Source organism: Amycolatopsis saalfeldensis (genome assembly GCF_900110575.1).
In the GTDB taxonomy this organism is placed as follows: Bacteria; Actinomycetota; Actinomycetes; order Mycobacteriales; family Pseudonocardiaceae; genus Amycolatopsis; species Amycolatopsis saalfeldensis.
This window is the reverse complement of sequence record NZ_FOEF01000021.1, coordinates 86,738-107,197: the sequence shown is the minus strand read 5'-3', so window position 1 is coordinate 107,197 and position 20,460 is coordinate 86,738. Positions and strand designations below refer to the sequence as shown.

General features: G+C 69.7%; 24 protein-coding genes. 16 read left to right on the top strand and 8 right to left on the bottom strand.

Translation table 11 applies throughout. From position 1 onward, the window contains the following. The first annotated feature begins 110 nt into the window (after window positions 1–110). The 4 genes from BMY97_RS35940 to BMY97_RS35925 are packed head-to-tail and all read left to right on the top strand — an operon-like array spanning window position 111 to window position 4,392. Window positions 111–1,424 (top strand): ABC transporter substrate-binding protein, encoded by a 1,314-nt coding sequence (locus BMY97_RS35940; protein WP_091626192.1) that lies wholly within the window; start codon window positions 111–113, stop codon window positions 1,422–1,424. Then, window positions 1,421–2,374: a carbohydrate ABC transporter permease gene (locus BMY97_RS35935; RefSeq protein ID WP_091626189.1), complete on the top strand. Its 954-nt coding sequence runs from the start codon at window positions 1,421–1,423 to the stop codon at window positions 2,372–2,374. Before BMY97_RS35940 ends, BMY97_RS35935 begins: the two co-directional genes overlap by 4 nt. Next, window positions 2,374–3,216, top strand: a complete 843-nt coding sequence (locus BMY97_RS35930; protein ID WP_091626187.1) for a carbohydrate ABC transporter permease — start codon at window positions 2,374–2,376, stop codon at window positions 3,214–3,216. The genes BMY97_RS35935 and BMY97_RS35930 overlap by 1 nt, the downstream gene beginning before the upstream one ends. Window positions 3,217–3,219: 3 nt before the next feature. After that, on the top strand, window positions 3,220–4,392 hold the full coding sequence (locus tag BMY97_RS35925) for an ABC transporter ATP-binding protein (RefSeq protein ID WP_091626184.1): 1,173 nt from the start codon (window positions 3,220–3,222) through the stop codon (window positions 4,390–4,392). 51 nt (window positions 4,393–4,443) lie between these two features. On the opposite strand, the gene BMY97_RS35920 is transcribed toward BMY97_RS35925, so the two are convergent. Then, window positions 4,444–5,358: a hypothetical protein gene (locus BMY97_RS35920; protein WP_245787674.1), complete on the bottom strand. Its 915-nt coding sequence runs from the start codon at window positions 5,356–5,358 to the stop codon at window positions 4,444–4,446. 225 nt (window positions 5,359–5,583) lie between these two features. Between BMY97_RS35920 and BMY97_RS35915 the strand changes: the two genes are divergently transcribed. Further along, window positions 5,584–5,778: a PspC domain-containing protein gene (locus tag BMY97_RS35915; RefSeq protein WP_091626178.1), complete on the top strand. Its 195-nt coding sequence runs from the start codon at window positions 5,584–5,586 to the stop codon at window positions 5,776–5,778. A 49-nt stretch (window positions 5,779–5,827) separates the two neighbouring features. On the opposite strand, the gene BMY97_RS35910 is transcribed toward BMY97_RS35915, so the two are convergent. Next, window positions 5,828–6,523, bottom strand: coding sequence for a TetR/AcrR family transcriptional regulator (locus BMY97_RS35910; protein WP_091626175.1), 696 nt, complete (start codon window positions 6,521–6,523; stop codon window positions 5,828–5,830). A gap of 123 nt (window positions 6,524–6,646) precedes the next feature. Between BMY97_RS35910 and BMY97_RS35905 the strand changes: the two genes are divergently transcribed. Together BMY97_RS35905 and BMY97_RS48795 are read left to right on the top strand one after the other, a co-directional pair. Continuing rightward, window positions 6,647–8,152, top strand: a complete 1,506-nt coding sequence (locus BMY97_RS35905; protein WP_091626172.1) for an MFS transporter — start codon at window positions 6,647–6,649, stop codon at window positions 8,150–8,152. Between the two features lie 154 nt (window positions 8,153–8,306). Further along, the gene (locus tag BMY97_RS48795) at window positions 8,307–8,798 is read left to right on the top strand and encodes an RNA polymerase sigma factor (protein ID WP_245787673.1); all 492 of its coding nucleotides are present in this window, start codon (window positions 8,307–8,309) and stop codon (window positions 8,796–8,798) included. Window positions 8,799–8,815: 17 nt separating this feature from the next. Here BMY97_RS48795 and BMY97_RS49695 read toward each other — a convergent pair whose 3' ends face one another. The 4 genes from BMY97_RS49695 to corA form a co-directional block, all read right to left on the bottom strand. Further along, on the bottom strand, window positions 8,816–9,169 hold the full coding sequence (locus BMY97_RS49695) for an AsnC family protein (RefSeq protein ID WP_091626170.1): 354 nt from the start codon (window positions 9,167–9,169) through the stop codon (window positions 8,816–8,818). A gap of 64 nt (window positions 9,170–9,233) precedes the next feature. After that, window positions 9,234–10,076, bottom strand: coding sequence for a chromosome partitioning protein ParB (locus tag BMY97_RS35890; RefSeq protein ID WP_091626167.1), 843 nt, complete (start codon window positions 10,074–10,076; stop codon window positions 9,234–9,236). After that, a complete protein-coding gene (locus BMY97_RS35885) occupies window positions 10,073–10,726 on the bottom strand; it encodes a metallophosphoesterase family protein (RefSeq protein WP_091626164.1) in 654 nt (217 codons plus the stop codon). The genes BMY97_RS35890 and BMY97_RS35885 overlap by 4 nt, the downstream gene beginning before the upstream one ends. A 192-nt stretch (window positions 10,727–10,918) precedes the next feature. Continuing rightward, window positions 10,919–12,007, bottom strand: coding sequence for a magnesium/cobalt transporter CorA (corA, locus tag BMY97_RS35880; RefSeq protein WP_091626161.1), 1,089 nt, complete (start codon window positions 12,005–12,007; stop codon window positions 10,919–10,921). A 336-nt stretch (window positions 12,008–12,343) separates the two neighbouring features. Here corA and BMY97_RS35875 point away from each other — a divergent pair, with 336 nt between their 5' ends. Both BMY97_RS35875 and BMY97_RS35870 read left to right on the top strand, forming a co-directional pair. Next, window positions 12,344–12,847 (top strand): MaoC family dehydratase, encoded by a 504-nt coding sequence (locus BMY97_RS35875; RefSeq protein WP_091626159.1) that lies wholly within the window; start codon window positions 12,344–12,346, stop codon window positions 12,845–12,847. A 28-nt stretch (window positions 12,848–12,875) separates the two neighbouring features. Continuing rightward, window positions 12,876–13,985: a DUF2332 domain-containing protein gene (locus tag BMY97_RS35870; protein WP_091626425.1), complete on the top strand. Its 1,110-nt coding sequence runs from the start codon at window positions 12,876–12,878 to the stop codon at window positions 13,983–13,985. A gap of 223 nt (window positions 13,986–14,208) precedes the next feature. Here BMY97_RS35870 and BMY97_RS35865 read toward each other — a convergent pair whose 3' ends face one another. Next, window positions 14,209–14,610, bottom strand: coding sequence for an NUDIX hydrolase (locus BMY97_RS35865; RefSeq protein WP_091626156.1), 402 nt, complete (start codon window positions 14,608–14,610; stop codon window positions 14,209–14,211). A 219-nt stretch (window positions 14,611–14,829) separates the two neighbouring features. Between BMY97_RS35865 and BMY97_RS35860 the strand changes: the two genes are divergently transcribed. The 4 genes from BMY97_RS35860 (at window position 14,830) to BMY97_RS35845 (ending at window position 17,108) form a co-directional block, all read left to right on the top strand. Continuing rightward, window positions 14,830–14,967, top strand: a complete 138-nt coding sequence (locus tag BMY97_RS35860; protein WP_177231692.1) for a hypothetical protein — start codon at window positions 14,830–14,832, stop codon at window positions 14,965–14,967. A gap of 20 nt (window positions 14,968–14,987) precedes the next feature. Beyond that, a complete protein-coding gene (locus BMY97_RS35855) occupies window positions 14,988–15,548 on the top strand; it encodes a PH domain-containing protein (RefSeq protein WP_091626150.1) in 561 nt (186 codons plus the stop codon). Between the two features lie 65 nt (window positions 15,549–15,613). Further along, window positions 15,614–16,477, top strand: coding sequence for a PHP domain-containing protein (locus tag BMY97_RS35850; RefSeq protein WP_425425378.1), 864 nt, complete (start codon window positions 15,614–15,616; stop codon window positions 16,475–16,477). 1 nt (window position 16,478) lies between these two features. Then, the gene (locus tag BMY97_RS35845; RefSeq protein ID WP_091626147.1) at window positions 16,479–17,108 is read left to right on the top strand and encodes a MarC family protein; all 630 of its coding nucleotides are present in this window, start codon (window positions 16,479–16,481) and stop codon (window positions 17,106–17,108) included. 6 nt (window positions 17,109–17,114) lie between these two features. Here the strand turns inward: BMY97_RS35845 and BMY97_RS35840 are convergent, their stop codons facing one another. Next, the gene (locus tag BMY97_RS35840; RefSeq protein ID WP_091626144.1) at window positions 17,115–17,543 is read right to left on the bottom strand and encodes a MarR family winged helix-turn-helix transcriptional regulator; all 429 of its coding nucleotides are present in this window, start codon (window positions 17,541–17,543) and stop codon (window positions 17,115–17,117) included. Between the two features lie 87 nt (window positions 17,544–17,630). Between BMY97_RS35840 and BMY97_RS35835 the strand changes: the two genes are divergently transcribed. The 3 genes from BMY97_RS35835 (at window position 17,631) to BMY97_RS35825 (ending at window position 20,408) form a co-directional block, all read left to right on the top strand. Continuing rightward, entirely contained in the window at window positions 17,631–18,476 is an 846-nt protein-coding gene (locus tag BMY97_RS35835) for an NAD(P)H-binding protein (RefSeq protein ID WP_091626141.1), read from the top strand. Between the two features lie 72 nt (window positions 18,477–18,548). Beyond that, the gene (locus BMY97_RS35830) at window positions 18,549–19,409 is read left to right on the top strand and encodes a RecB family exonuclease (RefSeq protein ID WP_091626415.1); all 861 of its coding nucleotides are present in this window, start codon (window positions 18,549–18,551) and stop codon (window positions 19,407–19,409) included. Window positions 19,410–20,129: 720 nt separating this feature from the next. Further along, window positions 20,130–20,408, top strand: a complete 279-nt coding sequence (locus BMY97_RS35825; protein ID WP_091626407.1) for a hypothetical protein — start codon at window positions 20,130–20,132, stop codon at window positions 20,406–20,408. Window positions 20,409–20,460: the final 52 nt, after the last annotated feature.

Genomic DNA, 20,460 nt, shown 5'->3' with positions numbered 1-20,460 from the left:
GACCGGCCGGTCACTGGCACGTCGGGGTGCTGGCGCGGTTTGCCTCATCGCGTCGTGATGCCTGGGGGCGTCACGGTAACCGACGTGCATGCGGGTGAGGAGGCAATTTCATGGGGAAGAAAAGGCTGCGCGGGCGTTCACCCGCGCGTGCCGCCGCGTTGCTGGCCGCAGGGCTGGTGACGACGGGCCTGGTGGCCGGCTGCGGGGCCGGTTCCGGAATCAAGATCAACGTCTACTACTCGCCCGAGGACAACTTCCAGACCGTTGTCGACAACTGCAACAAGGCGGCGGGCGGGCGCTACGAGATCGTTTACAACAAGCTCCAGCGCGGCTCCGACGACCAGCGCATCCAGATGGCGCGCCGGCTCGCGGCCGGTGACACGTCGATGGACGTGCTCGGCCTCGACGTCACCTGGGTCTCGGAGTTCGCCGAGGCGGGCTGGGCCGAGGAGTGGACCGGGGCGAACAAGGCCGCGGCGTCGGCCGGGGTGCTGCAAGGCCCGATGGAGACCGCCACCTACAAGGGAAAGGTCTACGCCGCACCGAAGAACACCAACATCCAGCTGCTCTGGTACGACGACCGCATCACCCCGAACCCGCCCAAGACGTGGGACCAGATGATGCAGATGTCGCAGCAGCTCAAGAGCCAGCACAAGCCGTACAGCATCGTGTTCACCGGCGCCCAGTACGAGGGCCTGGTGGTCGTCTACAACACGCTGGTCGAGTCCCTCGGCGGGCACATCCTGTCCGACGACGGCAAGTCCGTGGTGATGGACGCCGGCGCGGTGCAGGCCCTGCAGCTGCTCAAGCAGGTCTCGTCCTCGGGGATCACCGATCCTTCGCTGACCAACCAGAAGGAGGACGACGTCCGCCAGACGTTCCAGCGCGGTGACGCCGCGTTCGAGCTGAACTGGCCGTTCGTCTACGCCTCCTATGCCAAGGAGAAGCCGCAGGACCTGCCCCACTTCAAGTGGGCGGTGTACCCGGAGGCCAAGGCGGGCACGCCGGCGAAGACCACGATCGGCGGCTTCGACCTCGCAGTGAGCACGTTCTCGCCGCACAAGCCGCAGGCCTTCGAAGCGGCGCTGTGCCTGCGCAGCGCGGAAAGCCAGAAGTACTCGGCGATCAACGACGGCGTGCCGCCGACCATCGAGTCGGTGTACCACGACGACGTGCCGGTGGACGCGGCGAAGCCGGCGTCGGCCGACAACCCGAACATGGCGATGAAGTACCCGATGCGCGACACCATCCTGAACGCGCTGAGCACCGCCGCCGTCCGCCCGCTCACCCCCGCGTACCAGAACGCCGCGACGGTGATGGCCAAGATCCTGTCCCCGCCTTCGGACATCGACCCGCAGGCGACGGCGGACAAGCTGCGGCAACAGCTCAGTGACGCGCTCCAGTCGAAGGGAGTGATCCCGTGACCGTCCAGGACCCCGCCACCGACGTGGCCCACCAGGCAGCGGCGCACCGCAAGGGGAAACCCGCGCTCAGCGAAGGGAAAAAGGCCGAGCGCCGGCTCGGGCTCTGGCTGTGCGCGCCGGCCTTCATCGTGATGGTGGCGGTGACCGGCTACCCGATCGTCTACTCGGTGTGGCTCTCACTGCAGCGTTACGACCTCCGGTTCCCCGCGCAGCAGGAGTTCATCGGCCTGTCCAACTACGCGGCCGTGCTGTCCAATTCGTACTGGTGGACGGCGTTCGGCACCACGATGTTCCTGACCGTGGTGTCGGTGGCCATCGAGTTCGTGCTCGGCATGCTGCTCGCGCTGATCATGCACCGCACGCTGGTGGGCCGGGGGCTGGTGCGCACGGTCGCGCTGATCCCGTACGGCATCGTCACGGTGGTCGCGGCGTTCTCGTGGTACTTCGCGTGGACGCCGAAAACCGGCTACCTGGCGAACGCGCTCGCCTCGGGTGGCGCGCCGCTCACCGAGCAGTGGCAGTCGCTGTTCATCATCATCTCCGCCGAGGTGTGGAAGACCACTCCGTTCATGGCGCTGCTGCTGATGGCCGGGCTCGCGCTGGTGCCGGAAGACCTGCTCAAGGCCGCGTCGATGGACGGCGCCACGGCGTGGCAGCGGTTCACCAAGGTGATGCTGCCGGTGATGAAGCCGGCGATCCTGGTGGCGCTGCTGTTCCGCACGCTCGACGCGTTCCGCATCTTCGACAACATCTTCGTGCTCACCAACGGCGCGCAGGACACCGGATCCGTGTCGATGCAGACCTACGACAACCTGGTCAAGGGCCTCAACCTCGGCATCGGATCCACGATGGCGGTGCTGATCTTCATCACGGTGGCGATCATCGCGTTCATCTTCATCAAGGTGTTCGGCACGGCCGCACCCGGTAGCGACGACGGGGGTAAACGCTGATGGTCATGGGTGGAGCGGTCACGACCGGCCGCAAGATCCGCTGGGGCCTGGTGGACATCCTCGTGGTGGTGTTCGCGCTCGTCCCGGTGCTGTGGGTGGTTTCGCTGTCCTTCAAGACGAAGGACACGCTCACCGACGGTTCGTTCATCCCGAAGGCGTGGACCTTGAAGAACTACGCCGACATCTTCCAGACCTCGGAGTTCATCCGGGCGCTGGTGAACTCGATCGGCATCGCGGTGATCGCCACGGTGATCGCGGTGGCGCTGGGCACGATGGCGGCGTACGCCATCGCGCGGCTCGACTTCCCCGGCAAGCGCGTGCTGGTGGGGCTCTCCCTGCTGATCGCGATGTTCCCGCAGGTTTCGCTCGTCACGCCGCTGTTCAACATCGAGCGCAGCCTCGGCCTGTTCGACACCTGGCCGGGGCTGATCCTGCCGTACATCACGTTCGCGCTGCCGCTGTCGATCTACACCCTTTCCGCGTTCTTCCGGGAAATCCCGTGGGAGCTGGAGAAGGCGGCGAAGATGGACGGGGCCACGCCGGCCCAGGCGTTCCGGAAGGTGATCGCGCCGCTGGCCGCGCCGGGCGTGTTCACCACGGCGATCCTGGCGTTCATCTTCTGCTGGAACGACTTCCTGTTCGCCATCTCGCTGACGTCCACCACGGCGTCGCGCACGGTGCCGGCCGCGCTGTCGTTCTTCACCGGGTCCTCGCAGTTCGAGGACCCGACGGGGCAGGTGAGCGCGGCCGCGGTCGTGATCACCATCCCGATCATCCTGTTCGTGTTGTTCTTCCAGCGTCGCATCGTGGCGGGGCTGACGTCCGGTGCGGTGAAGGGCTGATCCATGGCTGAGATCGTTCTCGACAAGGTTTCCAAGAAGTACCCCGACGGCGCGCTCGCGGTGTCCGAAGTGGACATCACGATCGCGGACGGTGAGTTCATCATCCTCGTCGGCCCCTCCGGCTGCGGGAAGTCGACCACGCTCAACATGGTGGCGGGGCTGGAGGACATCTCCTCCGGCGAGCTGCGCATCGACGGCGATCGGGTCAACGAAAAGGCGCCGAAGGACCGCGACATCGCGATGGTGTTCCAGTCCTACGCGCTGTACCCGCACCTGAGCGTGCGCGAGAACATGGCGTTCCCGCTGCGGCTGGCCAAAGTGGACGACGCCACGGTGAAGGCGAAGGTGGAGGAGGCCGCGGAGATCCTCGACCTGACCGGCCACCTCGACCGCAGGCCGGCGAACCTCTCCGGCGGGCAGCGGCAGCGGGTGGCCATGGGGCGCGCGATCGTGCGCAACCCCAAGGCGTTCCTGATGGACGAGCCACTGTCCAATCTGGACGCGAAGCTGCGGGGGCAGATGCGCACCTCGGTGTCGAAGATCCAGAAGCAGCTCGGCACCACCACGCTGTACGTGACACACGACCAGACCGAGGCCATGACGCTGGGCGACCGCGTGGTGGTGCTGCGCGGCGGCTACGTGCAGCAGATCGGCGCGCCGCAGTTCCTCTACGACAACCCGGCGAACCTGTTCGTGGCCGGGTTCATCGGCTCGCCGTCGATGAACTTCGTGCCGGCGACGCTGGAGAACGGCGAGCTGCACAGCGCGCTGGGCACCACGCCGCTGACCGACCGGATCCGCCGGATGGCCGAGGCGGCGGACGCCCCCCGCGAGGTGATCATCGGCGTCCGGCCGGAGCACTTCGAGGACGCGTCGCTGGTCGACGGTGAGGGCGGTGGCACGTTCACCGCGCACGTCGACGTGCTGGAGTCGATGGGCTCGGAGAAGTTCGCGCACTTCACGCTGGAGGGCGAGGCCGCGACGTCGGCCGAGCTGGCGGAGCTGGCCGCGGACAGCGGTTCGGCCGACGTGCCGGGCGCGGAGTCCCAGGTCGTCGCGCGGCTTTCGGCGGCTTCGGCCGCGCAGGAGAACGCCGACGTCCAGATCTGGTTCAACCCGGACAAGCTCAAGCTGTTCGACCCGTCGAACGGCCGCAACCTCACCTACAGCGAGTAGCGGCAGAGGTTCGCGACAGCCCCCTCATCCGCGTCGGGTGAGGGGGCTGTTTCACGGGATCTTGGCGAAGACGAGGGCCGCGGCGGTGCGGGCGTCGGGGCAGGCGGCGTCGCCGGTCGAGCCGCTGGTGTCCACGACGTCGACCTCTGCCTGTTCGCTTCGGCCCGCCGCGCCTGGGGCCGGCTGCACGGTGGTGACGCGGCAGAACGCTCCATCGGTGCTCACCCGCGAGGTCCGGCCGCCGAGCAGCTCGGCCGGCCCGGTGGGCGCCGAATCCTCGACCGAGAACTTCACGCTCACCTTGCCGCGGATGCACGAGTGCCCGGAAAGCCCGCCGGTCGGCTGGGCGCCGGCGCCGCTGGTGGCGTCGAGGTCGTGCGCGCTCAGCAGCGCGCACGCGTCGACACGGCCCCACGAGCGATCCGCGAACGCCTGATGCCGCACCTTCTTCCCGCCGATGGCGGCGAGGACCCCGCCGACGGCCGCGTCGGCGTCGGCGCATCGGTCGTCGGCCGCCGAGGGACCCGCGGTGTCGCTGACCGCGACGTTCAGCCGGATGCCGTCGGCGAAGGTGATCACGCGACCGCACGAGGCCGCCGCGTTGAAGCTCGACTGCGCCACGGCGAGGCCGTCCGGGACCGCGCCGGCGTAGTCGTAGGGCTTGACGTTGGGATCGCTGTCCGCGGCCAGCGGGCCGACGACCACCTGCCTGTGCTGGCCGTTCTGGATGAACTCACCGTGGCAGGCGTCGAACGACGAGTCGGGCTGGTCGGCCGTGGCGCTGCGCAGCCGGTTGACGTCGAGCAGGCTGCAGTAATCGAGCGTGGTGAACTCACCGAGCGCGGCACTGGCCGTCAGCGGCGCGGGCGGCGAGTCGTCGGGCGCCACCGCGGGCGCGCCGGCACAACCGGCCACGGCAAGGGCGCCACCAAGCGCGACGACAACAGGTCCGAGTGGGTTACGCACGGGTGAAGTATCACCACGAACGGCCGAAAAGCCAGCCCTGACAGGGAAATCCCACTTTCCCCGAGATTGTCTCCGCAGGTCAGAGCCGAGAAAACCGGTTCACGGCGGATGATTCCGCGTTCCTGGCCCGCAGCCCCTAGGGGCCCGGATCGTCCCGCGGAGCGATGTGCGGGCCCCGGCCGCCGTGGTGACATGGGCACAAGCACCCAACGGGAGGGGAAGACGATGACCGCATCCGTCACGCGCAGGCTCAGCCGTCCGCGGAACGACCGCATGATCGGCGGGGTGTGTGCCGGCCTGGGCCGCCGCTTCGGCATTTCGGCGGGCAAGGTGCGGCTGCTGGCCGTGCTGTCCTGCCTGCTGCCGGGCCCGCAGTTCGTGGCCTACCTGATCCTCTGGGCGATCATCCCCAGCGAGTGACCTTTCCGGGCTCGTGAGTGTTCCGAACGGTTCTGACCGTCCTGAACACTCACGAGCTTTTTGGCGCGGCCGGGTGCTTCGGTTGCCGCCAGGCGCACATCGCCTCGTCGATCTCGGCCTGGTTCAGGCCCGGGTGGGGCAGGTCGGACGAGCGGCCCGGCTCGGCGCGCAGGCCGTCGAGGATCAGGGCCAGGCAGCGGCGCCACAGGTGCGGCTCGACCAGGCTGGTGTACTCCACGACGGAGCCGATCATCTGGTGGATCAGCGGCAGGTCGGTCGGCACCACGTCGGCGCGCAGCTGGCCTGAGGCCTGCGCGCGCTCGACGAGTTCGGTGATCAACGGCACCATGCGGGCTTTGACCTCGGCGACGTGCCCGTGCCCGAACGCCTTGGACAGCATGATCTCGCGCAGCCCGCGGTCGCACGCGGCCAGCTCGGCCGCCTGCCAGGTGAACTCGACGAAGCCCTCCCAAGCGTCTTCGTGCTCCAGCGCCTTCGCGGCCAGTTCGGTCAGGTCTTCCATCCGATCGGCGAACATGGCCTCGACCAGGTGTTCCTTGCTGGGGAAGCGCCGGTAGACGGTGCCGACGCCGAGCCCCGCGTGGTGGGCGACGTCGTCGAGCGTGGCTTCCAGTCCTCGCCGCCCGAAGACGGCGCGCGCGGATTCGAGCATCCGCCGGCGGTTGAGTTCGGCATCACGCCGCAGCGGCCGCGCCGGTGCGGCGGGAGCAGCGTCCCGTGTCATGACGAACAGGTTACCAAATTAAGTCGAGGCAGGTTCTCCGCTTTTTGTGTACCTTGGTCGACGTAAGGGGAGGCACCTACTCCACATAGCGCCGCGATCACTATCCGTGAGGTATGCACCGCAATGACTGAGTCAACAGCCACGCTCGAACGTCCGGGGGAGGACGCGCCGAGCCACGCTGACAACCCGCACCACGCCAGACGCTGGCTGATCCTCGTGGTGATCGGCCTCGCCCAGCTGATGGTGGTGCTGGACGCCACCGTTGTGAACATCGCCCTGCCGTCGGCGCAGGCCGACCTCGGCTTTTCCGACGACGCCCGGCAATGGGTCGTCACCGCGTACGCGCTCGCGTTCGGCAGCCTGTTGCTGCTCGGCGGGCGGCTCGCGGACCTGTTCGGCCGCAAGAACGCGCTCCTCGTGGGCCTCGCCGGGTTCGCGGCGGTGTCCGCGATCGGCGGCTTCGCCGGCAACATCGAGATGCTGCTCATCGCCCGGGCGGCACAGGGAGTGTTCGGCGCGCTGCTCGCGCCGGCCGCGCTTTCCTTGCTCACCACCACGTTCACCGACCCGAAGGAGCGCGGCCGCGCGTTCGGCGTGTTCGGCGCGATCGGCGGCGGGGGTGCCGCGATCGGCCTGCTGCTCGGCGGCGTGCTCACCGAGTACCTCGACTGGCGCTGGTGCATGTTCGTGAACATCGTGTTCGCGGTGGTCACCTTCATCGGCGGCGCGATCCTGCTGCGCCGCCAGAAGTCCGACGGCCCGCGCCCGAAGCTCGACCTGCCGGGCACGGTCACCGCGTCGGCCGGCCTGTTCGCGCTCGTCTACGGCTTCTCGAACGCCGAGCACGACTCGTGGGGATCGGTTTCGGTGTGGGGCTTCCTGCTCGCCGGGCTGGTGCTGCTCGCGGTGTTCGTCGGGCTGCAGCAACGCGTCCGGCACCCGCTGCTGCCACTGCGCGTGCTGCTCGACCGGGACCGCGGCGGCTCGTACATCGCGATGTTCCTGCTCGCCATCGGGATGTTCTCGATCTTCCTGTTCCTCACGTTCTACGTGCAGCTGAACCTGAAGTTCACCCCGATCCAGAGCGGGTTCGGCTTCCTGCCGATGGTCGGGACGCTGATGATCGCCGCGACCACCGCGACGAGCGTGCTGCTGCCCCGGTTCGGGCCGCGGCCGCTGGTGCCCACGGGCATGCTGATCGCGGGGGCCGGGCTGTTCTGGCTGAGCGGCATCAACGTCGGCAGCACGTACGCCGGGGGCGTGCTGGGGCCGCTGATGGTGATGGGCGTCGGCATCGGCTTGGCGATGGCGCCCGCGATGAGCGTCGCGACGTTCGGCGTCGACATGCACGACGCCGGGGTCGCGTCCGCGACCGTCAACACGATGCAGCAGGTCGGCGGTTCCATCGGCACGGCGCTGCTGAGCACCCTGGCCGGCAACGCGGCGTCGTCGTTCATCGCCGGCCGCACGCCGACGCCGCAGCTCGCGGCCGAGGCTGCGGTGCACAGCTACACCACGGCGTTCACCTGGGCGGCAGCGATCTTCGTTGCCGGCGCGGTGATCACCGGCCTGCTCCTGCGCCCAGGCGCGCCGAAGCAACAGGCCACGGCGGCCGCGGTGCACATGTAGGCGTCCGACCGGGGGCGGACGGGCCCCTCCCGACTTCGATTCGGGAGGGGTCCGTCCTTTTTTGTGACGTCGAGAGACCTCGATTTCAGCGAGTACTTCGCCGCGCGAGTCCAGCGCTCCCGACGGGTGGCGTTCGCCATGTGCGGCGACGGGCGTGCTCGCCACCCTGACCCCGCGTCAGCGCGCGATGGTCGTGCTGCGGTTCCTGGAGGACCTGCCGGCCGCGGAGGTAGCCGGCCTGCTCGGCGTCGTCGAAGACACGGTCAAGAGCCAGGCCGCGCGCGGCGTCGAGGCCCTGTGCGAGCCGGTTCGCACGCGCTTGGCCTGCGTGATCGGCGACGCCGTGCGGTCTCGGCTGAGCTCGTCGGCGAAGATCGAACGCCTCACCATCCCCGGTGAGACGCCGTCCGCGGACCCGTTTCTCCCGGCGGCCACCGGGGACTCGACGTACCAGCTTGGCGTGCGCGTCACGGACCAGCACGGCGCCGGCGCGGTGTACGTCCAGCTGCTCGCCGTGGTCACCACCAACAACAGCGGTGTCCTGCGCCGCGATCCGGCCGACGCCGTGGCGGTGCAGAGCCCGCTGCCGCCGCTGACCGCGGAGCAGGCCGCCGACGTCGTGCTGACCCGCGGGCTGATCCCGTGACCATCCGAAGTGGACGGTCACTGGTCCGCGGAGAACCGCTCCCACGCCGATTGCCGGGTCACGCCGAGTGCTTCACCGATCCGGGCCCAGGCCACGCCGCGTGAGCGCAGCAGGTTCACCAGGGTCTGGATGCGGCCGTCGGCCTGCGCGCTCACCATCGCCATCCGGGGCAGGCTCTCGAGGATCTCCTCGTCGGTCTTCCGTTCCCACAGCGTCACTTCGGGCGTGGAGCCGTCGCCTTCGGCGATGATGCCGACGCACAGGTCCACGCAGCCGTCGCAGATGTAGACGCCGGGCCCGGCGACCAGCTTCTCGACCTCGTCCTGCGGTTTCGCGCAGAACGAGCAGTGCAGGCCTTGGGTGGTGGTCATGGTGATCCTCCCTCTTGTCAGGACGAGCCTGACACTAGGGCGTCAGGTCGATCCTGACAAGAGGTCAGTGCCGGCGGGCCCGCAGCGCCTCGATCACCTCGTCGTCCCAGCGGTGGGTGCGGATCAGCCGGTAGCGCTCCGAGGCCACCCACATGTAGGCCTCCGCGTCGGTCCGGTCCCCGGTCAGGTCGGCCTGCCGGAGCATGTCGACGACGGGGGTGTACTCCTCGTCGAACCAGCGCTGGGCGATCGTGGCGCGCTCGGTGAAACGGCCCTCGTCCTGCATCAGCCGGAAGCCCCACGCCTCGATGTGCTCGCCGAGCCGCGCGTAGTCCCACGGGTCCGAGACGATCACCGACGCCCGCGCGTGGCCGGTCAGCGGCACGCGCTCCAGGAACAGCCGCCGGTAGTCCTTCACGATCAGGTCGCCGCGGTAGCGGATGCCGCTCGGGTCCAGCTTCGTGCGCACCACCGTCACCGAAGCCTCTATTGTGGACACTCCCTGCGCCAGCGCCACGGAGACGCGGTGGTGGCCGTCGATGATGAAGTGCAGCTCGCCCACGCGGTACACCTCGATCGGCGGGATCTCCTCGCCCCGGCGGGCGGCCAGCGCGAGCCGCTCCCAGCGCTCGCGCACCCGCCCGGACGTCGGGCGGAAGCGGCGGTCGAAGTCGCGGCTGCGGTCCACCGTGCCGACGATCGAGTCCAGCCGGATCACCCGCAGCCCCAGCCGCGATTCGCCCGCGTAACCCAGTGCTTCCACCACTTCGTGGAACGGCAGCATGATGTTCACGTCGTCCGGCTCGCGGCGCAGCCAGGTCGCCAGTCGCGAAAGGACCTGGCCGCGCCGGGCCCGGAGGAAGTCGTGCTCGGCGTCGGCGCGCGGGAAACCGGTGGGTCTGGTCATCGCGGGAACTCCATGATCTGGTGGCCCACCACATTGCGCACCGTGGTGCCGCCGACCACGCGGTCCGGCACCGGCTCGCCGTGGGGGTGGATGTGGCCGTGCAGCAGCCAGCGCGGACGCAGCGTCTCGATCGTCCGGTGCAGGCAGGCGAAACCGCGGTGTGGCGGGTCTTCGCGGTCGCCGAGGTGCAGGGGCGGGGCGTGGGTGAGCAGCACGTCGACCGTCCGGCCGTCGCGCCACTGCCGCCACCGGGCCCGCCGCTCGAGCCCGCGGGCGCGGCGCGAAGCCTGCCGCTGCGTCCACTGGTTCGGGCCGTTGTTGTACCGGATGGACCCGCCGAGCCCGGCGAACCGGATCCCGGCGACGTCCACCACGCGCCCGTCGGCGTTGACCCCGCCCGCCGGGCCGGGCCACGCGGTCGGGAAACCGTCCTTCATGGACAGTCCGCCGTAGCGCGTGTAACCGGTCAGGTCGGGATCGTGGTTGCCGGGCACGAAAACACACGGCACGTCGAGGGTGTTCGCGAGGAACTCGAGGTAGTCGTACGGCAGATCGCCGGCACCGACGACGAGGTCGACGCGGAGCGCGCGGACCGCCTCGGTCCACAACCGCTCGTCGACCTCGTCGGCGACCACCAGCGCTTTCGGCATGCGCCCAGGGTACGGCGCCGTGCCGTTATTTCATGCCGTGCGAGAAGCCGGGGTTGAGGCTGATCACGGTCACGATGCCGACGATCCAGGCGAGGCTGAGCGTGACGGCCCAGAACTTGAGGTTGGTCAGCAGACGAGGCATGGGAGTACTCCTGCAGTGCTACCGGGGTGGAAGAAGGGGGGCGGGGCCGGCTAGAGCCAGCCGTTCTTCCTGAATATTCGGTAGAGCAGCAGGCAGATCGCGAAGATCACGCCGACGGCGAGCGGGTAGCCGAACTTCCAGTGCAGCTCCGGCATGTAGTCGAAGTTCATCCCGTAGATGCCGGCGCCCATGGTCGGCACGGTGATGATCGCCGCCCACGAGGTGATCTTGCGCATGTCGGTGTTCTGCTGCAGCGAGATCTTCGCGACGGTGGCGTCGACCAGGGTGCTCAGCAGCTCGTCGAACGCCGCCACCCGCTCCGACACGGTGGCGAGGTGGTCGGCGACGTCGCGGAAGTAGGACCGGACCTCGTCCGGCACCAGCCGGGTGTAGCCCTCGGCCAGGCGGGAAACCGGCGTGCCGAGCGGCATCACCGCGCGCCGCAGCTCCAGGACTTCCCGCTTCATCAGGTAGATCTGCTCCGCGCTCACCAGCGAGCGCGGCGCGAAGACCTGCGCCTCGATTTCGTCGATGTCGGACTCGATCCGGCTGGTGACCTCCAGGTAGTGGTCGACCACGTGGTCGGCGATCGCGTGCACCACGGCGGCGGGCCCGAGGGCCAGGCGCTCCGGGTCGTCGTCGAGGTCACGGCGCAGCCGGGCCAGCCCGGAGTGGTTGCCGTGCCGGACGGTGATCACGAAGTCGCGGCCGAGGAACACCATCAGCTCGCCGGTCTCGACGATCTCGTTCGCCGTGGTGGGCGACTCGTGCTCCACGTAGCGAACGGTCTTGACCACCATGAACAGCGTGTCGTCGTAGCGCTCCAGCTTGGGCCGCTGGTGCGCCTCCAGCGCGTCCTCCACGGCCAGCTCGTGCAGCCCGAACGTGTCCGCGACGCCCTGGATCTGCTCGGCGTCCGGCTCGTGCAGCCCGATCCAGACGAAGCCCGCGTGGCGCTTGCGGACCTCCTTGATGGCCTCGGAGTGCGTCCATCGCCCCGGCAGGCGTTTGCCTTCCACGTACACCGCGCAGTCGACCACATAGGCCGACAGCGGAACGGGGATCGGGCGCGGGGCCGCCGCCTTGGCGCGGTTGCCGCCGCGGCCTCGAAGGCCGCCGAGCGAGGGAATGGCAGGCATGGGATCTCCTGGGGCTGGCGTCGTGTGGAGCACGAAGACGACGGCCAGGCGGACTCGGGCGTCCGTCCGGCATCACCGGCGTTCCCGGATCGCCAGGCCTACCAGGAAGGGGAGCGGAGGCCGGCCGGCGAAGGGGGAACGCTGGGACTACTAGGGAGCGGACTATCGCCACTACTCATGGGGCGTTCCTCACCTCCTTCAGGCCGGCGCGGTGGTGAGCCGCGGAGAGTGGTGGGGCTCGCGTTGACGCACGAACACCAATGGTCGAGGGTACTCCTCACCACGAATACGTGTCGCACGCGGCTCACGCGGCGTTACTCGGACGGAGGCCCACGGGTGCAGTTCGGTCGGTACTACGAGGAGTTCGAGGTCGGTGCGGTGTACAAGCACTGGCCGGGCAAAACGGTCACGGAGTACGACGACCACCTGTTCTGCCTCCTCACGATGAACCACCACCCGCTGCACCTCGACGCCCACTACGCGGGCGAGACCACGGATTTCGGCAAGAACGTCGTGGTCGGCAACTACATCTACTCGCTGCTGTTGGGCATGTCGGTGCCCGACGTGTCCGGCAAGGCGATCGCGAACCTCGAGGTGGAGTCGCTGAAGCACGTGAAGCCGACCTTCCACGGCGACACGCTCTACGGTGAGACCGAGGTGCTCGACAAGACGCCGTCGAAGTCCAAGGACGACCGTGGCGTGGTGTACGTGGAAACTCGTGGCTACAAGCAGGACGGCACGATCGTGTGCACCTTCCGCCGCAAGGTGATGGTGCCGAAGCGGTCCTATGGCGACACCCGCGGCGGCGAGCAGCCCGGCCGCCCGACGCCGCACGAGTGACACACCGGAACGAGGAGCACGGGTGGCCATCGCCCTGGAACAGATCAAGCAGACCCTGCGCACGTTCGCGGAAGTCGAAGCCCGCGGCGTATCCCCGCTGTACGACCACCTCGCCACGCGGGCGGCCGAGGACGACGACGTGGCCGGCCTGCTGGCGGACGCCCGCGGCGGCGAGGCCCGCGGCACGCTGCTGATGGCCGCCGCGCACCGGCTCGTCCAGGCCGATCCGATCCACCCGCTTTCGCGCTACTACCCGTCGTTGGGCGGGTTCGACGGCGTGGACGGGGAGACCTGGCCGTTGTTCCGCTCGTTCTTGCTGGAGCGCAAGGACAAAGCGCGGGAGATCATCGCGTCGCGCTACACGCAGACCAACGAGGTGCGCCGGGCCGCGCTCGTCTACCCGGCCATCTCCGTGGCGGCGAAGGAGGCGGGCGGCAAGATCGCGCTGCTGGAGGTCGGCTGCAGTGCCGGGCTGCTGCTCGGCCTGGACCGCTTCGCCTACCGCTACCAGTGCGACGGCGGGGTGCAGCTCGTCGCCGGCCCCGCGAAGGCCGCGGTGGGGCTGCACTGCAGCCTGGACCTCGCACCGGGGGCCGTGCTGCCGAAGCTGCCGAAGAAGGTCGCAATCGGCGCGCGCGCCGGCCTGGACCGGGCTCCCGTGGACCTCGCCGACGAGGACGAGCTGGCCTGGCTGGAGGCCTGCGTCTGGGCCGATCAGCCCGATCGGATCCGGCTGCTGCGCACGGCCGCCGCGGAGCAGCGCAAGCACGCCCCGACCCTGATCACCGGCGACGGCATCGACGACCTGGCCCCGGCCGCCGCGTCCCTGCCCGCCGAGCTGCCGCTGGTCGTGCTGACCAGCCACGCGCTGGCGTACTTCGGCGACCGCCGCGCCGCCTTCGTCGAGGAGCTGGCGAAGCTGTCCGCCGACCGCCCGGTCTGGTGGGTGACGGAGGGGTTCTACGGCGCCGCGCTCGACCTGGTCCTCCCGGACCGCCCCGACCTGGCCGCCGCGGTCCCCGGCACGGGCGAGATGTGCGTCCTCGGCCTGGTCCGGTTCACCGACGGCAAGCCCGAGGCCCGCGCGCTGGCCCGCACCACGCCCCACGGCCAGCGGATGACCTGGTTGCCCGCCTGACCGCTGGGCCCGCACGCAGGGTCACATGTGTCACTTTCACCCCATCAGTCACAACCGGGGCGATCGGACTCCGCTGAGCCGTATGCGCATGAGTTGACGACGAATACCGCCATACCCCTATTCACAGTGCTCAGCTCGCGAATAAACCCGATAAACCCGTCGTGTCGAAGTCCGGCTGTTTCCGAATGCAATCACGGCGCCCCGGAAATGCGATCGACGTGAATCAAGTCCGCGGCAGCGCATCCCAGTCACGCAATGTCACGAAAAGCAATTCCGCGAGCTGTCCCGAGGCGTCCATCGCGACCAGTTCGGCGGAGTCGACCCAGCGCGCGGCGTCCGCGTCGTCGCCCGCTGTGAGCGTGCCGCCGGTGACGGTGCAGGCGTAATCGTGGATTTCGTAATCGCCGCGAAGGGCCGTGCCGACGAGTGTGGCCGGTCTCACGTCGAGTCCGGTCTCTTCACGCAGCTCGCGCACGACGGCGACAACGTCCGTTTCATCCTTTTCGACGCGTCCGCCGGGTACCGACCAGAGGCCCTTGCCCGGCTCGTGGCCGCGTTGGATCAGCAGGAGTCTGCCCTGGTCGTCGAACACGATGCCGCCGACGCAGCGCACGCGGGGGTTCATGGCCGCCGACAGTAGTCAGCGCACCCCGATGCCCGAAATGGTGCTGCTGTACACGGAGAGTAGTCATACGGTACACTCCGGACGCCCTGCTGACCCATGCGCGGGACTTTCCTCCCGCGTGGGTGGTCGGTGCGGTACAACGTAGAAAGTCAGTTTTTTCCGGGTGCCACGTAAGAGACGGGATTGATCGCTGTGAACGCGAAGAAGCTTGCGGGTCTCGTGGGTATCGCGTTGGTGCTGTTCTTCGTGATCGCCCAGCCGGGCCAGGCCGCAGGGCTCGTCGGCAACATCGTCGGCTTCCTGCGCAGCTCGGCCGAATCGGTGATCACGTTCGTCAGCAACGTCTTCCACGGCTGAGGAGGGGATACCCTCAAACCATGTTCGCGCCACGCGACCCCGACGAGTACCTCCTCGACACCGAGCGGCGGGTCATCCGCATCCGCCGCCATTGGGCTGTCCTCCTCTGGGACACCTTCGAAGCGGCCGCCCTGCTCGCCGTCTGCGTGCTCGTGTCCTACCTGCTGCCGCCTTCGTTGTGGGTGGTGCAGAACATCCTCTGGTACGTGGCGCTGCTGGTCGTGCTGCGGTTCGCCTACGTGGTGGTCGAATGGTGGGTGGAACGGCTGGTCGTCACCGACAAGCGGTTCGTGATGACCACCGGCGTCTTCACCACCAAGGTGCTGATGATGCCGATCACGAAGGTCACCGACCTCACCTACGAGCGCTCGGCCTGGGGTCGCGTGCTCGGCTACGGGACGATGGTCGTCGAGTCGGCCGGCCAGATCCAGGCGCTCAACCGCATCGACTACCTGCCCCGGCCGGAGGAGTTCTACGACACGATCTCCGAGCTGGTGTTCGGCGACAAGCAGAAGCAGGCCGAGCGCTTCTCGATGATCAAGGCGCAGCGCGCCGCCCGCGGCAAGAAGCCCGTCGGCTGACCTGCGGGGCGTTGTCCCAGGTACCGGCTCCGCTGTGACGCAGCGCATCGTCGATGATGGACACGATGCGCATCGACCTGCACGCCCACTCCACGGCCTCCGACGGCACCGACAGCCCAGCTGAGCTGGTCGCTGCCGCGACGCGGGCCGGTCTCGACGTCGTGGCGATCACCGACCACGACACCACCGCGGGCTGGGCGCCGGCGTCCGAAGCCGTGCCGCCCGGGCTCACCCTCGTGCCCGGCGCCGAGCTGTCCACGGTCTCCGACCAGCCGGACCGGCCGTACCCGGTCAGCGTGCACCTGCTCGCGTACCTCTTCGACCCGACTTCGCCCGCGCTGGTCGCCGAGCAGGCGCGGCTGCGGGCCGAACGCCGGACGCGGCTGCGCACGATGGCCGACCGCATGGCCGCCGACGGCCTCCCGATCGACGCCGACGAGATCATGGGCCTGCTGCCCGCCGACTCGCCCGCCGGCCGCCCGCACCTCGCGCAGGCGCTGGTGCGCGCGGGTCTGGTCGGCAGCGTCGACGAGGCCTTCGCCGACTACCTCAGCAGCCGCCGTGGGTACTACGTGTCGCGTCGGGACACCCCCGTCGAGGAGGCGATCGACATGATCGCGGCCGCGGGCGGCGTCACGGTGATCGCGCACCCCTTCGCGTACAGCCGCGGGGCGACGATCAGCGAGGACACCCTGCGCGACCTCGCCCGGCGCGGCCTCACCGGCGTTGAGGCCGACCACCCCAACCACACTCCGGAGACCCGCGTCCGGACCCGCGAGCTGGCCGACGAGCTGGGGCTCATCCGCACCGGCTCGAGCGATTACCACGGCACCAACAAGACGATCGGGCTCGGCCAGGACACCACCGACCCCGGGCAGTTCGAGGAGCTCGTCGCGCGCGCCACCGGTTCTCAGATCGTGAAGGGGTGAGATGTCGATCTCGGACTTCTTCGACGCCAAGCTCTTCATCAGCGCCACCATCACGCTGGTGGTGATCATGGACCCGCCGGGCACGGTGCCGGTGTTCCTGAGCCTGGTCGGCCGCAAGCCGATGGCCACGCGCGTGAAGGCCGCGCGGCAGGCGGTGCTGGTTTCGCTGCTGGTCATCTCGCTGTTCGCGGTGGCCGGGCAGGCGATCCTGGCGTACCTCGGCATCGGCATCCCCGCGCTGCAGGGCGCCGGCGGCCTGCTGCTCCTGCTCATCGCGCTCCAGCTGCTCACCGGCAAGGGCGGCAACGAGCCCGAGGCCAGCGAGGACGTCAACGTCGCCCTCGTCCCGCTCGGCACCCCGCTGCTCGCCGGCCCGGGCGCGATCGCGGCGACGATCGTGTTCGTGCGCCAGGCCGACGGCCACATCGGCGCGTACATCGCGCTGGCGCTGGCGATCATCGCCGTGCACTTCGTGCTCTACACGTGCATGCGCTTCTCGGGCGTGGTCATCCGGCTGATCAAGGAAAGCGGCATCACGCTGCTGGCGAAGATCGCCGGCCTGCTGCTCGCGGCCATCGCGGTCGAGCTGGTGGCCAACTCCGTCAAGGGTTTCATCGACGGCGCCTTCTAGGCGGGATCACGGCTCGGCCAGCAGCTCGCTCGCGGCCGCGTTGACCTTGGCGAGCGCCGCGATGAGGTGCTTGCGCTCGGCTCCGGTCAGACCGGCCAGCACTTTCTCCTCGATGTCCTGGCGCTCGGCCTCGACGGGCTTCTGGAGCGCGCGTCCCGCGTCCGTCAGCCACAGCCGCACGAGCCGGTTGTCCTTGTCGTCGCGGCGGCGGGTGAGCAGGCCGGTGGCGGCCATGCGGGTGGCCATCTTGACGACGGTCGGGGTGGTGACGCGCAGCTGTGCCGCGATCTCGCCGGGGGTGGCCCCGTCGGTGGTCCAGAGCACGCTGAGCAGCACGTTCTGACCCTCGTGCAGGCCGTGCCGGCGCATCGCGGCATCGGCGAGCGCGCGGACCGCCTTGTTCGTCCGGCCGTGCAGGTCAAGGAACTCGGGCACCGCGCCCTCCTGATCGATTGACGGCTAATCATTTACCGGCTAGCGTTCTTCCTGAAGTCATTAGACGGCAAACGACTTGGGGAACTCATGCTACTGGTTACCGGAGCCACCGGAGACATCGGCGGCCACCTCGTCCACGCGCTGGCCGACGCGGGCGCGGGCGTCCGCGCGCTGACCCGCGACCCAGCCCGCGCCGCCGGTCTGCCGCCGCGGGCCGAGCGCGTCGTCGGGGACCTGGGGGAGCCATCGACCCTGCCTGCGGTGTTCGCGGGGATCGAGCGGTTCTTCCTGCTGACGCCCGGAATGGGGACCGCGAACGTCGCGAACGCCCTTGCGGCGGCGCGCGAGGCCGGCGTGCGGCACGTGGTGCACCTGTCGTCCGACAACGTGCTGCTGGCCGACCCGATGCCGCTGATGGCCGGCTGGCACCACGAACGGGAAGAGCTCGTGCGGGCGTCCGGCATCCCGTGGACCATCCTGCGGCCGGCCGGGTTCATGTCGAATGCCTTGCAGTGGCGGGATTCCGTGTGCGAGGGGTACGTGCTGGACCCGTCCGGGCCGGGCCGGTACGCGCCGATCGACACGGCGGACATCGCGGCCGTCGCGGCGGTGGTGCTCACCTCGGACGGGCACGAGGGCAAGGAGTACGTGCTGACCGGCGGTGAGCTGATGACGTGCGCGGATCAGGTGAAGATCCTCGGCGACGTGCTCGGGCGGGAAATCGAGGTGCGGCAAGCGGGTTCGCCGGAGGAGGTCGTGCGGGCGCGGTTTGCGTCGGGAGCGCCGAAGATGCTCGCCGAGGCTCTGGTTGAGGGCTACACGCGGCTGCGCGCGGACGTCATCGGCTCGCGCTCGGACACCGCCGAACGTCTGCTGGGGCGCCCGACGGCGACGTTCCGGGACTGGTGCGAGCGCCACGCCGACGCGTTCTGAGGGCCGCCCCGCGCCGGAAAGTGTCGGTGGTGGTGCGTAGCGTGGGCATCGGCTCCAGGAGAGGGGGTGCTCGTGAAGGAACAGCTGGGGTTCGACTTCGGGGTCGAGCAGCCGCAGCGGCTCACCAAGGCGTCGCCGGCGCGGCTGAGCACGTTCGAGGACTGCCCGCGCCGCTACCGGCTGAGCTACCTGCAGCGGCCGACACCGCAGCGCACCGGGCCGTGGGCCCACAGCACTCTGGGTGCGGTGGTGCACAACGCTTTGCGCGCGCTGTTCGACCTGCCGGTCGCGAAGCGCACGGCGCAGCGGGCCATGGCGCTCGTGGCCGAGTACTGGAAGGACGCGGGTTTCGCCGACGCCGAGCAGGCTGCCCGGTATCGGGCGCGGGCCAAGGGCTGGGTCGGGGAGTACGTGGAGGACCACGACGTCAGCGAGGACCCGATCGGGCTCGAGCGCTGGGTGTCGGCCCCGGTGAGTGCCGCGGGCGGCCCGCCGTCGCTGATCATCGAAGGCCGGGCCGACCGCATCGACCAGCGCGGCGGCGAGCTGGTGATCGTGGACTACAAGACGGGCCGGCGGGCGCCGGACGAGTACGAGGCGCGGGCGTCGCAGGCGTTGGCGATGTATGCGGTGGCGTCGTCGCGGACGCTGCGGATGCCGTGCACGAAGGTCGAGCTGCACCACCTGCCGACGGGCACCGTCGCGGCGGCGGAGCACACCCCGGAAACCCTGCGGCGCCACCTGGAACGCGCCGAGGAGACCGCCGGCGACATCCGCCTCGCAACGGATACCCTGGACGCGGGCGCCGACGGCGACGTCCTCTTCCCCGCCCGCCCCGCCCGCCGCTGCTCTTGGTGCGACTTCCGCCCGAGCTGCCCCGAGGGCCAACAGGCGGCGCCGGGCTTGCAGTCCTGGGAGCTGCTTGCCCCGTAAGCCCTGGGCTCCGCCCCTGCCCGCGCCCCGCCCTGCCCACCGGCTCTGGCCGCCCGAGACGACGATTGGACCGACGAGAACGTGGCGTCACCCGACACCGAGAACCTGGCGACCGCCCCCCTGCCCACCGGCGACCGTCCCCACCCGGACCTCCCCGCAACCGGGGAGGCAGCGACTGCCGAGCTGCCCACCGGCGCTGGTGCTGGTGGACGCCCGGGACAGGCTGAGCGTGCCAGGGATTCCGCTGTCGGCAATGGCCACACACCCGGTACGGCCGCCGGTCCCGCAGCGGCCCCCGGTGGCCGCGCACAGGTCCCTGCGACCGCCGGTCCCGCGGCGGCTGATCGCGGTGCCCGGGTGTCGGCGCCTGGCGCTTCCGCGGTGGTTGTTGGTGACGGTGGGCAGGTCTCTGCGGCTGGTGGTTCCGTGGTGGTGGGTCGTGGTGGCCGGGTGTCGGCGCCTGGCGCTTCTGCGACGGCGGTTGGTGGTGGTGGCCAGGACTCCGCGGCTGGGGCCGCCGTCAATCTCGCGGCGGCGGTGGGCAGCGGAGCTGCGACCGTGCAGTTGCCCACCGGCGGTGCCGCCGGGACCGCGGTCGGCGGTGTTTCGGCTGGGACCGGCGCCGGGACTGGCAACGGGATCGGGACCGGCAGTAGCGCGGAGGCCGGGAACACCGCAGGCGCCGGGGCGGAAACAAGTCCCGCGGTTGGCAACGAGCAGGTGAAGGAGCGGGGGCGGTGGTGGCGTGGGCTCACTGGGTCGGTCGCGGCGGGGCTGGTTGTGCTGGCGGTCGGGGTGCTGGGTGTGGCCGTGGTGTGCTCGCTGACCGGGGCGCCGGGACCGGGGTTGTTCCTGCTGATCGGGCATCCCGTTGCGGCGGTGGCGGCGTTGCTGGCTCAGCGCTCTGCCGATCGGCGGAGCGGGGTGGGGGCCGGAGTGGCCGGGGGTGGGGTGCTGGTGATCGCCTTTGTGGCGTTGACGTTGTTTTGGTGGGCCTGACGGGCGGGTGAAGCTCCAGCGGTCGTAAAGCAGTGGCCGGGCACCGGTATTC

Excerpts from the sequence above, each read along its gene's own strand:
- BMY97_RS35850 (WP_425425378.1), top strand. The coding sequence starts at position 15,614 with ATGCGCATCGACCTGCACGCCCACTCCACGGCCTCCGACGGCACCGAC.
- BMY97_RS35925 (WP_091626184.1), top strand. The coding sequence starts at position 3,220 with ATGGCTGAGATCGTTCTCGACAAGGTTTCCAAGAAGTACCCCGACGGC.
- BMY97_RS35855 (WP_091626150.1), top strand. The coding sequence starts at position 14,988 with ATGTTCGCGCCACGCGACCCCGACGAGTACCTCCTCGACACCGAGCGG.
- BMY97_RS35910 (WP_091626175.1), bottom strand. The coding sequence starts at position 6,523 with ATGACACGGGACGCTGCTCCCGCCGCACCGGCGCGGCCGCTGCGGCGT.
- BMY97_RS49695 (WP_091626170.1), bottom strand. The coding sequence starts at position 9,169 with ATGACCACCACCCAAGGCCTGCACTGCTCGTTCTGCGCGAAACCGCAG.
- BMY97_RS35915 (WP_091626178.1), top strand. The coding sequence starts at position 5,584 with ATGACCGCATCCGTCACGCGCAGGCTCAGCCGTCCGCGGAACGACCGC.
- BMY97_RS35940 (WP_091626192.1), top strand. The coding sequence starts at position 111 with ATGGGGAAGAAAAGGCTGCGCGGGCGTTCACCCGCGCGTGCCGCCGCG.
- BMY97_RS35890 (WP_091626167.1), bottom strand. The coding sequence starts at position 10,076 with ATGACCAGACCCACCGGTTTCCCGCGCGCCGACGCCGAGCACGACTTC.
- BMY97_RS35885 (WP_091626164.1), bottom strand. The coding sequence starts at position 10,726 with ATGCCGAAAGCGCTGGTGGTCGCCGACGAGGTCGACGAGCGGTTGTGG.
- BMY97_RS35865 (WP_091626156.1), bottom strand. The coding sequence starts at position 14,610 with ATGAACCCCCGCGTGCGCTGCGTCGGCGGCATCGTGTTCGACGACCAG.
- corA (WP_091626161.1), bottom strand. The coding sequence starts at position 12,007 with ATGCCTGCCATTCCCTCGCTCGGCGGCCTTCGAGGCCGCGGCGGCAAC.
- BMY97_RS35905 (WP_091626172.1), top strand. The coding sequence starts at position 6,647 with ATGACTGAGTCAACAGCCACGCTCGAACGTCCGGGGGAGGACGCGCCG.
- BMY97_RS35845 (WP_091626147.1), top strand. The coding sequence starts at position 16,479 with ATGTCGATCTCGGACTTCTTCGACGCCAAGCTCTTCATCAGCGCCACC.
- BMY97_RS35835 (WP_091626141.1), top strand. The coding sequence starts at position 17,631 with ATGCTACTGGTTACCGGAGCCACCGGAGACATCGGCGGCCACCTCGTC.
- BMY97_RS35930 (WP_091626187.1), top strand. The coding sequence starts at position 2,374 with ATGGTCATGGGTGGAGCGGTCACGACCGGCCGCAAGATCCGCTGGGGC.